This is a genomic window from Roseococcus sp. SDR (assembly GCF_019083995.1).
Lineage (GTDB): Bacteria > Pseudomonadota > Alphaproteobacteria > Acetobacterales > Acetobacteraceae > Roseococcus.
In genome coordinates this window covers 142,544-155,599 of sequence record NZ_JAHRCU010000002.1, presented here as the reverse complement: position 1 = coordinate 155,599, position 13,056 = coordinate 142,544, and the positions used below count along the sequence as shown (strand labels likewise).

Annotated in this window: 12 protein-coding genes; all 12 read left to right on the top strand. The window is 70.9% G+C overall.

Annotation, left to right across the window (positions count from 1 at the left end; genetic code table 11):
- Position 1: 1 nt before the first annotated feature.
- The 12 genes from KTR66_RS02855 to KTR66_RS02800 all read left to right on the top strand — a co-directional run bounded on the left by KTR66_RS02855 (position 2) and on the right by KTR66_RS02800 (position 13,008).
- Positions 2 to 661 carry an amino acid ABC transporter permease gene (locus tag KTR66_RS02855; protein WP_249731802.1) on the top strand — a complete coding sequence of 220 codons (660 nt, stop codon included), beginning with the start codon at positions 2 to 4 and terminating at the stop codon, positions 659 to 661.
- Entirely contained in the window at positions 658 to 1,392 is a 735-nt protein-coding gene (locus KTR66_RS02850) for an amino acid ABC transporter ATP-binding protein (protein ID WP_213610192.1), read from the top strand. Before KTR66_RS02855 ends, KTR66_RS02850 begins: the two co-directional genes overlap by 4 nt.
- Positions 1,393 to 1,395: 3 nt before the next feature.
- Positions 1,396 to 2,658, top strand: a complete 1,263-nt coding sequence (locus KTR66_RS02845; RefSeq protein ID WP_213610190.1) for an FAD-binding oxidoreductase — start codon at positions 1,396 to 1,398, stop codon at positions 2,656 to 2,658.
- 6 nt (positions 2,659 to 2,664) lie between these two features.
- Positions 2,665 to 3,630 carry a tripartite tricarboxylate transporter substrate binding protein gene (locus KTR66_RS02840; protein WP_213610188.1) on the top strand — a complete coding sequence of 322 codons (966 nt, stop codon included), beginning with the start codon at positions 2,665 to 2,667 and terminating at the stop codon, positions 3,628 to 3,630.
- Between the two features lie 258 nt (positions 3,631 to 3,888).
- Positions 3,889 to 4,452, top strand: a complete 564-nt coding sequence (locus tag KTR66_RS02835) for an ANTAR domain-containing response regulator (RefSeq protein WP_371818994.1) — start codon at positions 3,889 to 3,891, stop codon at positions 4,450 to 4,452.
- A gap of 168 nt (positions 4,453 to 4,620) precedes the next feature.
- Positions 4,621 to 5,637 carry an ABC transporter substrate-binding protein gene (locus KTR66_RS02830; protein WP_213610186.1) on the top strand — a complete coding sequence of 339 codons (1,017 nt, stop codon included), beginning with the start codon at positions 4,621 to 4,623 and terminating at the stop codon, positions 5,635 to 5,637.
- On the top strand, positions 5,634 to 6,899 hold the full coding sequence (locus KTR66_RS02825) for a CmpA/NrtA family ABC transporter substrate-binding protein (RefSeq protein ID WP_213610184.1): 1,266 nt from the start codon (positions 5,634 to 5,636) through the stop codon (positions 6,897 to 6,899). The genes KTR66_RS02830 and KTR66_RS02825 overlap by 4 nt, the downstream gene beginning before the upstream one ends.
- 3 nt (positions 6,900 to 6,902) lie before the next feature.
- Positions 6,903 to 7,778 (top strand): nitrate ABC transporter permease, encoded by an 876-nt coding sequence (gene ntrB, locus KTR66_RS02820; RefSeq protein ID WP_213610182.1) that lies wholly within the window; start codon positions 6,903 to 6,905, stop codon positions 7,776 to 7,778.
- A 13-nt stretch (positions 7,779 to 7,791) separates the two neighbouring features.
- Positions 7,792 to 8,583 carry an ABC transporter ATP-binding protein gene (locus tag KTR66_RS02815; protein ID WP_213610180.1) on the top strand — a complete coding sequence of 264 codons (792 nt, stop codon included), beginning with the start codon at positions 7,792 to 7,794 and terminating at the stop codon, positions 8,581 to 8,583.
- Positions 8,580 to 9,770, top strand: coding sequence for an FAD-dependent oxidoreductase (locus KTR66_RS24710; protein ID WP_213610178.1), 1,191 nt, complete (start codon positions 8,580 to 8,582; stop codon positions 9,768 to 9,770). The genes KTR66_RS02815 and KTR66_RS24710 overlap by 4 nt, the downstream gene beginning before the upstream one ends.
- Positions 9,770 to 11,503 carry a NirA family protein gene (locus KTR66_RS02805; RefSeq protein ID WP_213610176.1) on the top strand — a complete coding sequence of 578 codons (1,734 nt, stop codon included), beginning with the start codon at positions 9,770 to 9,772 and terminating at the stop codon, positions 11,501 to 11,503. The genes KTR66_RS24710 and KTR66_RS02805 overlap by 1 nt, the downstream gene beginning before the upstream one ends.
- Positions 11,500 to 13,008, top strand: a complete 1,509-nt coding sequence (locus KTR66_RS02800) for a sulfite reductase subunit alpha (protein WP_213610174.1) — start codon at positions 11,500 to 11,502, stop codon at positions 13,006 to 13,008. The genes KTR66_RS02805 and KTR66_RS02800 overlap by 4 nt, the downstream gene beginning before the upstream one ends.
- Positions 13,009 to 13,056: the final 48 nt, after the last annotated feature.

The window sequence follows — 13,056 nt, the reverse complement described above, 5'->3', positions numbered from 1 at the left end:
CTTGACCTGGTCGGGATTTCTGAGGGACGGGCAGCAATTCCTGCCCATCCTGCTGCAGGGCGTCTGGGTGACGATCGCCGTCACCCTCTGCGCATTGCTGCTCTCCACCGCGCTCGGCATCGTCTGGGCGCTGATGCGCACCTCGGGCAAGCGCTGGCTGGAATGGCCGGCAATGCTCTTCACCAACACGATCCGCGGCATCCCGATCCTGGTGCAGCTCTTCTACATCTACTTCGTGCTGCCCGAGCTGGGCGTGGACCTCAACGCCTTCCAGGCTGGCGTCATCGGCCTCGGCGTCGCCTACTCCGCCTATATGGGCGAGGTGTTCCGCGCGGGCATCCTCGCCGTGGATGCCGGCACCATCGAGGCGGCGGAGAGCCTGGGCATGAGCCGCGCGCGCATCCTGACGCGCGTGGTGCTGCCGCAGGCGGTGCGGATCGTGCTGCCGCCCTATGGCAACAACCTCATCATGCTGCTGAAGGACAGCTCCCAGGCCAGCGTCATCACCGTGGCGGAGCTTTCGACGCAGGCGCGGCTCATCGCCTCCTCCACCTTCAAGAACCAGGAGGTCTGGACCATGGCGGCGCTGTTGTATCTCTGCCTGTCCATCCCGCTCATCATCCTGGTGGCGCGGCTCGAGAAGCGGTTCGGCCGGCGATGATCGAGATCGAGCGCCTGCAGAAATCCTTCGGCACGAACCGGGTGCTGGACGGGATCTCATTGAGCATCCGCCAGGGTCAGGTGGTGTGCATCATCGGCCCCTCGGGCTCTGGCAAGTCCACGCTGCTGCGCTGCGTGAACGGGCTCGAATCCTACGAGGGCGGCGAGGTGCGCGTGCTGGGGAAGCGCGTGGATCGCAACAGCCCCGAGATCCGCGCCACGCGCCAGCAGGTGACGATGGTGTTCCAGCGCTTCAACCTCTTTCCGCACCGCACCGCGCTCGAGAACGTGACCGAGGGTCCGATCTACGCCGCCGGCGAGGACCGCGCCGCGGCCGAGAAGCATGCGCGCGAATTGCTGGCGCGTGTCGGGCTGACGGGCAAGGAAAGTGCCTACCCCTCGCAGCTTTCGGGCGGTCAGCAGCAGCGCGTCGCCATTGCCCGGGCCCTCGCCATGCGGCCCAAGGCCGTGCTCTTCGACGAGCCGACCAGCGCGCTCGACCCGGAACTGGTGGGCGAGGTGCTGACCGTGATGCGCGACCTGGCGCGGGAGGGCATGACCATGGCCGTGGTCACGCATGAGATGGGCTTCGCGCGCGAAGTGGCGGACCACGTCGTCTTCATGGACAAGGGCCGTGTCGTCGAGCAAGGCCCGCCTGCCGAACTGCTGACCGCGCCGCGCGAGCCGCGCACGCAGGATTTCCTGCGCCGCGTGCTGCGCCCCCTGGAGTAGCCCATGCTGCCGCCGAGCCTTTATGCCGAGACCGCCATCCCCGCGATGCCCACGCCGCCGCTCACGGGCGAGACGCGGGCGGAAGTCTGCGTCATCGGCGGCGGCTTCACCGGCCTCTCCTGCGCGCTGCATTTGGCCGAGGCCGGGCGCGACGTGGTGCTGATCGAGGCACAGGAGCCGGGCTGGGGCGCCTCGGGCCGCAATGGCGGCCAGGTGAATCCCGGGCTGAAGCCCGACCCGGACCAGGTGATCGCCGATCATGGCGAGGATCTGGGCGGCCGCATGCTCGAGCTCTCCTACGGCGCGCCCGATGCCGTCTTCGAGCTGATCCGCCGCCACCAGATCCAGTGCGAGGCGCGGCAGGAGGGCACCATCCGCGCCGCCATTGACGCGAACAACGCCGAGGCCGTGCGCCGCACCGCCGAGCAATGCGCGAAGCGCGGCTGGCCGGTGGAATACCTGGACGCGGCGGCCATCGCGAAGCGGACCGGCACCGACCGCTATGCGGGCGCCATGCTCGACCGGCGCGGCGGCGATGTGCAGCCGCTCTCCTATGCGCGCGGCCTCGCGCGCGCCGCGATGCAGGCGGGCGCGCGCGTGCATGGCGGCACACCCGCCACCTCGCTTGCACAGGCGGATGCTGCATGGCGCGTCACGACGCCGGGCGGCGCCATCATCGCCGCGCATGTGGTGCTGGCCACCAATGGCTATACCGGCGATCTCTGGCCCGGCCTCAGGCAGAGCGTGGTGCCGGTCTTCAGCTCCATCGCCGCGACGGCGCCGCTGGACGAGGCGGTGGCGCGGAAGATCATGCCGCTGCGCGCCTCGCTCTACGAGGCCGGGAACATCACCGTCTATTACCGGCTGGACCAGAAGAACCGCCTGCTGATGGGCGGCCGCGGCCCGCAGCGGCCGATCACCGACACGCAGCCCATCCAGTATCTGAAGGACTATGCCGAGCGCCTCTGGCCCGAGATCAAGGGTGTGGCCTGGACCCATGGCTGGAACGGGCAGCTGGCGATGACGAAGGACCATTACCCGCATCTGCACGAGCCCGCGCCGGGGCTGCTCGCCGGCCTCGGCTACAATGGCCGCGGTGTCGCCATGGGCACGGCCATGGGGCGGCAATTGGCGCGGCGCATCCTGGGCGAGCGGGTGGACATGCCTGTCACCCCCATCCGCCCCATCGCCTTCCACCGCTTCTGGCGCATCGGCGTCGCGGCCAAGGTCATGGAGGGCCGGTTGCGCGACCGGCTGGGGCTGTGACCGGCCATGCGTGACGTGCTCCGCCGCACCCTCCTCGCCACGCCCTTCGCCACGCCGGCGCTCGCGCAATCCTGGGCGCCGACGCGGCCCATCCGCATGATCGTGCCCTTCGTCGCCGGCGGCAGCACGGATGTGGCCGCCCGCATCCTCGCCGAGCCGATGGGCGAGCGGCTGGGCCAGCCTGTCATCGTCGAGAATCGCGGCGGCTCCGGCGGGAATATCGGCGGCGAGATGGTGGCCCGCGCCGCCCCCGACGGCCACACGCTGCTGATGGGCGTGACCGGGCTGCTCAGCACCAATGTCCACATCTACCGCAACATGGGCTTCAACCCGGCGCGGGACCTCGCGCCCGTTGGCATGGCCTATACGAGCGACATGGTGATCGTCGTGCCGCCCTCGCTGCCGGTGCGCGATCTCGCGGAATTCGTGGCGCTGGCCAAGGCGCGGCCGGGGCAGCTCTCCTTCGGCTCCTCCGGCCATGGCGCCTCGACCCACACGGCGGCCGAATTGTTCCGCCTGGCCGCGGGGATCGACATGCTGCACGTGCCCTATCGCGGCTCGGGCGGCGCCATGGCGGACCTCATGTCGGGCACCATCCAGATGATGCTGGTGCAGATCGCCGCCACCGTCGGGCCCGTGCGGGAGGGGCGTCTGCGCGCGCTCGCCGCCACCGGCCCGCGCCGCCACCCGCTGATGCCCGATGTGCCGACGCTCGCCGAGCAGGGCTACCCCCAGGCCACCGCCACCTCCTGGGGCGCGGTGATGACGACCGGCGGCACGCCGCCCGCCGCCGTGCTGCGCCTCTCCGAGGCCCTGCGCGCGGCATTGGCCAACCCGGCTGCCATGCAGCGCATGACCGGCGCCGGCGTGGACCCCGAGGCGAGCACGCCGGAGGAGGCCGGCGCCTTCATTGCCCGGGAGTCGGAAAAATGGGGCCGCGTGGTGCGCGAGGCGCGCATCACAGTGGATTAGCGCGGCGGGAATCCACCCCGGCGCGGTTTCTCGCCCAACCCCGGTTTCGGACAAATTCCCCCTCGGCCCCGGCCCGGTCGGCAGGGGTGAGGAGAGGGCGGGGGCATTGGTCACGGCATCATGATAGGAAAATAATGCCAAAGATGGAAGCTGAAACCTTCCCGTCTTTTCCCGCCCGCCTCATTCGTGGCATGCAGGGCGTGGGGAATACGCCAGCGCGGCCCGGATCAGGGGGCATGTGCGCTGCGGGTCTTGTTGGTGGATGGCGAGCCTGAGCGCGCGGAAGCGGTGCGCCTGGGCCTGGAAGCGGCGGGTTGTGCCGTCGTGGCGATCGCGCCCGACGTGGCGGACCTGACGGCGCGCGTGCGCGCGAGCCAGGCCGATGTCATCGTCTGCGACCTGGACGACCCATCCCGCGACGCCCTCGAATCCATGCGCGCCCTGAACCGGGACGAACCCCGCCCCGTCGTCCTCTTCGCCGAGCGCGGCGCGCCCGAGCAGATCGAGGCGGCACTGGAGGCAGGCGTCGCCGCCTATGTCGTCGAAGGCCTGGCCCCGGCGCGGGTGCGCCCGGTGCTGGAGGTCGCGATCCGGCGCTTCCGCGCGCATGAGGCGCTGCGCGCCCAGCTCGCCGAGGCGCGCGCGACGCTCGAGGAGCGCGACCAGATCGCCGCCGCGAAGCGCCGCCTGATGCGGGATGAGGGCCTCTCGGAGCCTGAGGCGCATCGGCGCCTGCAGCGCATGGCGATGGAGCGGCGGCTGAAGCTCGGACCCATGGCAGCGGCCTATTTGAACAAAAAACCGGCAATTCAGATCGAATAGAGGCTATTCGATTCCTTTCGCCTAAGGGTCGTGCATTTTTTCGCTTGCGCCCCGCCCGCGCCCCGGATACGAGCCTCCTCACGGGCGGGATGCAATGGCGCATCCCAGGCAAGCCCAACCCTCCTCCCGGTGGCCCATGACGGTCCGCCCGATGCGTGGATCACCCGCTTGCCCTCGCTCGGCGTCGCCTCCCCCCGCATCCGCCCGGCCGCCCGCGTCATGCGCCTGGGCTTCGTGCCGCTGTTCGACGCGGCGCCGCTGCTGGTCGCCGAGGCGCTGGGTCTCTTCGAGGCGGTCGGGCTCCGCGTGGCGCTCTCGCCCGAAGGGTCCTGGGCCGCGATCCGGGACAAGCTGGCCTTCTCCGCGCTGGATGGCGCGCATCTGCTCGCCCCCATGCCCATCGCGCTGGCGGCCGGCCTCGGCGGTGTCGAGGCGCGGCTGCAGGTGGCCTGCGGCCTCTCGCGCAATGGCAACGGCATCACCCTTTCCAACGAACTCGCGGGGGGCGACCTCGCGGCCAAGCTGAAGGCGCGGCGTGGACCGGCCACGCTGGCCGTGGTCTTCCCCTTCTCCTCGCACAACTACCTGCTGCGCCGCTGGCTCCTGGCGCAGGGGATCGATCCGGAGCGCGATGTGCGCCTCACCGCCGTGCCGCCGCCGCGCATGGCGCACCGGCTGGCGGCCGGCGAGATTGACGGGTTCTGCGTCGGTGCGCCCTGGGGGGCGGCGGCCGAGGCGATGGGGGCGGGCCAGGTCGTTGCCGGCACGGCGGAGATCTGGCCCGAGCACCCCGAGAAGCTCTTCGCCTTCAGCACGGAATACCTGGCCACGCATCGCGAGCAGGCGGTCGCCGCCACCGCGGCCATCATCGCCGCGGCGCGCTGGCTGGAAGATCCGGCGAACCGCGTGCAGGCCATCTCCATCATGGCCGGCCGCGCGCTGTGGCAACTCAGCCCCGCCACCATCGAGAGCGCCTTCGACGCGACGCACCGCATCCGCTTCCGCGCCGCCACCCTGCCGCGCCGCGAGGAAGCGGCGCTCTGGCTCTCCGCGATGCGCGAGGCCGGGCACATGCCGGACAGCATCCCGGACGCCCAGGCCCTTTCCCCCTTCAACGACGGGCTGTGGCGCGATGCCGCCGCCCGCCTGAACGAACCCGAGCCCCTTCTGGAGACCACCGCATGAGCCTCACTCGCCGCAACGCCGTCGCCGGCACCGCCGCCCTTCTTGCCGCCGCGAAAGCGGTGAGCGGCGCTGGCGTGCATGCCCAGGGCAGCACCACGCCGGAGGTGCGCAAGGCCGTCTTCGGCTTCATCGCGCTGACCGATGCGGCGCCGCTCATCATCGCCAAGGAGAAGGGCTTCTTCACCAAGCACGGCATGCCGGATGTGGAGGTGAACCGCCAGGCGAGCTGGGGGGCGACGCGCGACAACCTGGTGCTGGGCGGCGGGCGCGGCGGCATTGACGGCGCCCATCTGCTGACGCCCATGGCCTACCTCATCCATATGGGCCGCATCGTGCAGAACAACCAGCCGGTGCCCATGGCGCTGCTGGCCCGCCTCAACACCAACGGCCAGGCGATCAGCGTGGCGGCCAAGCACATGGCGCTCGGCGCGCGGCTCGATGCCTCGCCGCTGCGCCGCGCGCTGAACAGCGACAGCAAGGTCGCCATGACCTTCCGTGGCGGCACGCATGACATGTGGATCCGCTATTGGCTCGCCGCCGCCGGCATCGATCCGGAGCGCGACGTCTCGACCATCGTCGTTCCCCCGCCGCAGATGGTGGCCAATATGCGCGTCGGCACCATGGACGCCTTCTGCGTGGGCGAGCCCTGGAACGCGCAGCTCGTCACCCAGCGCCTGGGCTACACGGCGCTCGTCACCGGCGAGTTCTGGAAGGACCATCCGGAGAAGTGCCTGGCGCTGCGCGCGGACTTCGTGCAGCAGAACCCGCGCGCGACCGAGGCGCTGACGGCCGCCGTGATCGAGGCCGCGCGCTGGTGCGACACGCCCGCCAACAAGCAGGAGATGTGCGAGATCCTGGGCCGCCGCGCCTGGTTCAACGTGCCGGTGGGCGACATCATCGGCCGCATGCGCGGCGAGGTGGATTACGGCGATGGCCGAACCACCACCAATCTTGACCTCACCATGAAGTTCTGGCGCGACCACGCGAGCTACCCCTTCCGCAGCCATGACCTCTGGTTCCTCACCGAGAATCAGCGCTGGGGCATCCTGCCCGAGGGGCTGGAGACCGCGCCGCTCATCGCGCAGGTGAACCGCGAGGACATCTGGCGCGCCGCCGCCGCCCGTGCCGGCGTGCCTCATGGCGAGACGCCCAGCGGCACCTCGCGCGGGCGTGAGACCTTCTTCGACGGCAAGGTGTTCGACCCGGAGAATCCGGCGGCCTATCTGGCCTCGCTGTCCATCAAGAAGCTCTCGGCGGCCTGATCCATGAACGCGATCACGCCCCCCGCCGTCACCGCCACCGCGCCGCTCGCCACCCCGGCCGCGGCACCGGCCCCCAAAGCCTCCGCCCTGATGCGCCGCGTGAGCGAGACGCTGGGCGTCGTGATCCCGCCGCTGCTGGTCGTGGCCGGGTTGTTCCTGCTCTGGGAATGGCTCTGCTCCGGCCCGGGCGCCACGCTGCCGCCGCCCTCGCGCGTCTGGAACGATGCGCGGGAGCTGATCCTCAACCCCTTCTATGACCGGGGCGGGCTGGACAAGGGCCTCGGCCTGCATCTGGCCGCCAGCCTGCAGCGCGTGGCGCTGGGCTTCGCGCTGGCCGTGGTGGTGGGCGTGGGCCTCGGCATGCTGGTGGGCTCCTCCAAGCTCGCCATGCGTGGCCTCGATCCGATCTTCCAGGTGCTGCGCACCGTGCCGCCGCTCGCCTGGCTGCCGCTCTCGCTGGCCGCCTTCCGCGAGGCGCAGCCCTCCGCGATCTTCGTGATCTTCATCACCGCGGTCTGGCCCATCATCATCAACACCGCCGTCGGCGTGCGCAACGTGCCGGCGGATTACCGCAACGTGGCGCGCGTCATCCGCCTGCGGCCGCATGAGTGGTTCCTGCGCATCGTCGTGCCGGCGGCCGCGCCCTACATCTTCACGGGGCTTCGCATCGGCGTGGGTCTCTCCTGGCTCGCCATCATCGCGGCCGAGATGCTGATCGGCGGTGTGGGCATCGGCTTCTTCATCTGGGATGCGTGGAACAGCTCCAACCTCTCGGACATCATCGTGGCGCTGATCTATGTCGGGCTCGTCGGCTTCGTGCTCGACCGGATCATGGCCTTCGCCGGCCGCGCGGTGACGCGCGGCACCACGGAACAGTGAAGGGGCGCACGCCATGAACCGCAGCTTCCTCGAAATCTCCCGCCTCTCGGTCCGCTTCGGGCCGACGGCGCCCCTCGTGCTGAACAGCATCGATCTCAAGGTGGAGCAGGGCCAATACGTCGCCGTGATCGGCCATTCGGGCTGCGGCAAATCCACCCTGCTGAACGTCGTGGCCGGGCTGCTGCCCGCCACCTTGGGCGGCGTGCTGCTGGAAGGCAGCGAGGTGACGGAGCCCGGCCCCGATCGCGCCGTGGTGTTCCAGAACCATTCGCTGCTGCCCTGGCTCACGGTCTATGAGAATGTGAAGCTCGCGGTGGACCGCACCGTCGGGCGCAGCATGTCCCGTGCGCAGCGCCATGACTGGACCATGGAGAACCTCGCCCTGGTCCGCATGGAGGCGCATGCGGCGAAGCGCCCGGCCGAGATCTCGGGCGGCATGAAGCAGCGCGTCGGCATCGCCCGGGCGCTCGCCATGAAGCCCAAGGTGCTGCTGCTGGACGAGCCCTTCGGCGCGCTGGATGCGCTGACGCGCGCGCACCTCCAGGACCAGGTGATGGCGATCCATGCGCGGCTCGGCACCACCATCATGATGATCACGCATGACGTGGATGAGGCGGTGCTGCTGTCGGACCGCATCGTGATGATGACGAACGGCCCCAACGCCACGATCGGCGAGGTGCTGGATGTGGATCTGCCCCGCCCGCGCGACCGGCTGGCGCTGGCCTCCGAGCCGCGCTTCCTGGCGGCGCGGGAGGCGGTGCTGCGCTTCCTGCATGAGCGCCACGCGCTGCCGGCCGCGGCGTGAGCCAGCGCGTCCTCGTCATCGGCGCGGGGCCTGCGGGCACGCGCTGCGCGATACGCGCCGCGGCGCAGGGCGCGCAGGTCACGCTCTGCGGGGCGGAGGCGGCGCTGCCCTATGACCGGGTGGCGCTCTCCTCGCTGCTGGCGGGCGAGAAGACGCTTCCCGACCTGATCCCGCATGATTTGCGCGGCCTACACGCGCAGGGCGTGGCCTTTCGGCCCGCGACGCCGGTCGTTGCGCTGGATCGTGCGGCGGGCGCGGCGGTCACCGCGCGCGGCGAGCGCATCGCCTATGACCGCGCGGTGATCGCGACCGGTTCGCGCGCCATCCGCCTGCCTGTGCCCGGCGCGGATCTGCCCGGCGTGCTCACCTATCGCACGCTGGATGATGTGCGCGCCATGCTGCGCGCGGCGCGGGGCGGTGGTGCAGCGGTGGTGGTGGGCGGCGGCCTGCTCGGCCTGGAAGCCGCGGCGGGCCTCGCCCAGCGCGGCATGAAGGTGACCGTGCTGCACCCCGTGGAATGGCCGATGGAACGTCAGCTCGATGCCGGTGCCGGCGGCCTGCTCACGCGCCGCATGGGCCAGCGCGGCATCCGCTTCGCCATGCCCGCGCAACTCGCCGCCATCGAGGGCGAGGGGCGCGTGACCGGCGTGGTGCTGGCGGATGGCAAGCGCCTCCCGGCCAGCATCGTCGTCATGGCCGTCGGAATCCGGCCCGACACCGCGCTCGCCGCCGCTTCTGGCCTGGCCACCGGGCGCGGCATCCAGGTGGATGCGGCGATGCGCAGCAACGATCCCGCCATTCTCGCCATCGGCGAATGCGCGGAGCTGGAGGGCCGCACCATCGGCCTGGTCGCTCCCGCGCTCGAGCAGGCGGAGATTGCCGCCGCGACGCTCTCCGGCCAGTCCGCCCATTACGCGCCACGCGCCGATGCAGCGGCGCTGAAGGTCTCCGGCACCGCCGTCTGGTCCGCCGGCGAGATCGCGGGCGAGGGCGTCACGCTGCGCGATGAGGAAGAGGACCGCTATCGCCGCCTCTTCCTGCGCGAGGACCGGCTGGTGGGCGCCGTCCTTTATGGCGACGTCAGTGACAGCGGCTTCTACCTGAACCTCATCGCCTCCGGCCGACGGATCGGCCGCCATGCGGCGGCGCTGGCGCTTGGCCCGGCATATGCTCAGGAACTCGCGTGATGGACGGCCCCGGCTTCTCGCCCGAGCAGCAGAACTACCTCAAGGGCTTCATGGCCGGCGTCGAGGCACGCCGTGGCGCGCTGGCGCCCGGAGGAAACGGCGCGCTGGCCCCCGCGGGCGGCAACGGCACCGCGCCCGCCGATGCGTTGCGCGCCGCGCAGGACGCGACCATCGCCAAGGGCGGCAAGCTCGTGCCCCAGGAAGAGGCGAAGCGCGAGAAGCACCCGCTCGACCGCTGGAGCGAGATCACCGCCCGCGCCGAGGCGGGCCAATTCCCGAAGCCCATCGACGATTTCATCGGCCGCTTCCACGGGCTCTTCTTCGTGGGTCCGGCGCAGGATGCCTTCATGTGCCGCCTGCGCATCCCGGGCGGCATCCTGACCGCGCATCAGGCGCGCGAGGTCGCCGCCATCGCCGAGGAATGCGGCGGCGGCTTCATCGACGTCACCACGCGCGCGAACCTGCAGATCCGCCTGATCCCGGCCGCGAAAGGGCCGGAGGTGGTGATGCGCCTCGGCGAGATCGGCCTGCTGCCGCGCGGCACGGGGGCGGACAATATCCGCAACATCACCGCCTCGCCCACCGTCGGCATCGATCCGAATGAATGGGTGGATACGCGTCCCATCGTCCGCGCCCTGCACCATCACATCCTGAACACGCGCGACCTCTTCGGGCTGCCGCGCAAGTTCAACATCAGCCTGGATGGCGGTGGTTCCATCGCCGTGCTGGAGGAGACGAACGACATTGCGCTCAGCGTGGTGCGGGTGAATGGCGAGTATCGCTTCCGCCTCGGCCTCGGCGGCATCACCGGCCACCAGGACCTGGCGACACCTTCCGATGTCGCGGTGCTGCCCAGTGAGGTGGTGAAGCTCTGCGACGCCATCCTGCGCGTCTTCATCGCCCATGGTGACCGGACGGACCGCAAGAAGGCGCGGCTGAAATATCTGCTCGACGCCTGGGGCCATGCGCGCTTCCTGAGCGAGGTCGAGGCTGTGCTGGGCGCGCCCCTGCCGCGCTTCGACGTGGCGGCGATGGAGCGCCCGCCCGCGCCGGATCGCCTCGCGCATGTCGGCGTGCATCCGCAGCGGCAGGAGGGCCGCTCCTGGCTTGGCGTCGTCGTGCCGGCGGCGCGCCTCTCCGCCGAGCAGCTGCGTGGCCTCGCCCGCGTGGCCGAGCGGTCCGGGAATGGTGAGTTGCGCCTCACCGTCTGGCAGAACCTGCTCATCCCGCATGTGGCTGATGTGACGGGCGCGCAGGCGGCGCTGGCCGAGCTTGGCCTCTCGACGGATGCGAATGCCATCCGCGCCGGCCTCGTCGCCTGCACGGGCTCGGCCGGGTGCAAATTCGCCGCCGCCGACACCAAGCGAAACGGCCTGGAGATAGCGTCCTTCCTGGAGGAGCGGATCACGCTGGACACGCCGCTCAACATCCACCTCACCGGCTGTCACCATTCCTGCGCGCAGCATTTCATCGCCGATATCGGCCTGCTCGGCGCGAAGGTGGAGCAGGGCGATGACGTCCTTCCCGGCTACGACATCCACCTCGGCGGCGGTGCGGCGCAGGAGGCGCGGATCGGCCGCCTCATCCGCCCCAAGGTGCAGGCCGGGGCGGTTGCGCCGCTGCTGCTGAACATCCTGCAGCACTGGCAGCAGGAACGCGCGCCGGGCGAGAGCTTCCGCGACTTCTGCGCCCGCCACGCCGAGGACGAGCTGAACGGAATGCTGGAAGCATGAACGTCATCGCCCAGAATTTCGGCCCCGCCCCGGTGCCGCTCATTCCCGATTCCGCGCCCTTCACGGCCGAGCAGCGCGCCTGGCTGAACGGCTTCCTCGCCGGCCTCTATGGCGGCGCGGAGCAGCCTGGCCTCTCCGCGGCCCCGCCACCGCCGGCCGAGGATTTCCCCTGGCACGACCCGGCGCTGGAGCTCGACGAACGCCTGTCGCTGGCCGAGGGCCGCAGCCTGCCGCGCCGCCTGATGGCCGCCATGGCGCAGCTCGATTGCGGCCAATGCGGCTATCTGTGCCAGACCTATGCCGAAGCCCTGGCTGAGGGCCGCGAGACCTCCACAGCGCTGTGCCAGCCCGGCGGCAAGGTGACACGCGATGCGGTGAAGCGCCTCATGGCCGATGTGAAGGTGGCGCCCGCTGCAGCACCCGTCGCGGTGAAGCCGCGCGGCGAGACGGCGCGGCTGCTCGCCTCCGAGCGCCTGACGGGCGAGGGCAGTGGCAAGGATGTCCGCCGCATCGTGCTCGACCTCAGCGGAACGACGGTGAGCTATGAGCCGGGCGACTCGCTCGGCGTCGTCGTCCACAACGATCCGGAGCTGGTCGAGGCCTGCCTCACGCGGCTGAACGCGGCGGGCGATGTGGCCCTGCGCGAGGCCCTCTCCACCGAGCGCGACATCGCCCGCCCGCTGGACCGGACGCTCGATCTCCTGGCCGGCGCCGCGCGCGACCCACGCGAGGGCGCGGCCCTGCGCCGCCTCGCCGATGGCGAAGAAGGCGCGGAACCCTCCGATGCCGACCTGCTGGACCTGCTCGACGCCTTCCCCTCCGCCCGCCCGCCCGTGGCGGATCTCATCGCCTCGCTGCCGACGCTCAAGCCGCGGCTCTATTCCATCGCCTCCTCGCCGCGCGCCACGCCGGGGCGCGTGGAGCTTTGCGTCGGCGTGGTGCGAGACACACGGCGGGGCCGCGTCCGCGATGGCGTCGCCTCCTGCCACCTGTCCTTCCGTGCCGAGGCGGTGCCGGTCTACGCGCAGACCAGCCATTTCCGCCTGCCCGCCCGTGCTGAGACGCCCGTCATCATGGTCGGCCCCGGCACCGGCATTGCCCCCTTCCGCGCTTTCCTGCAGGAGCGCGCGGCGCTGGGCCTGAAGGGCCGCACCTGGCTGTTCTTCGGTGACCGCCATGCGGCGACGGATTTCCTCTTCGCGGACGAGATCGCTGCCTGGCGCAAGGATGGCACGTTGCAGCGCCTCTCCCTTGCCTGGTCGCGTGACGGCAAGGCGAAGGACTATGTCCAGCACCGCATGTTGGAGGACGCGGCCGACCTGTGGCGCTGGCTCCAGGATGGCGCGCATTTCTACGTCTGCGGCGATGCGAGCCGGATGGCGAAGGATGTGGACGCCGCGCTGCGCGAGGTCGCGATGCGCGAAGGGGGCATGAACGCCGACCAGGCGCGCGACTGGATCGTGGCGCTCGCCAAGCAGGGCCGCTACCAGCGGGACGTGTATTGATGCCGCCGGGCCGCTTCGCGCTCCACTGCTTCGCCGCTCCGCGATCGG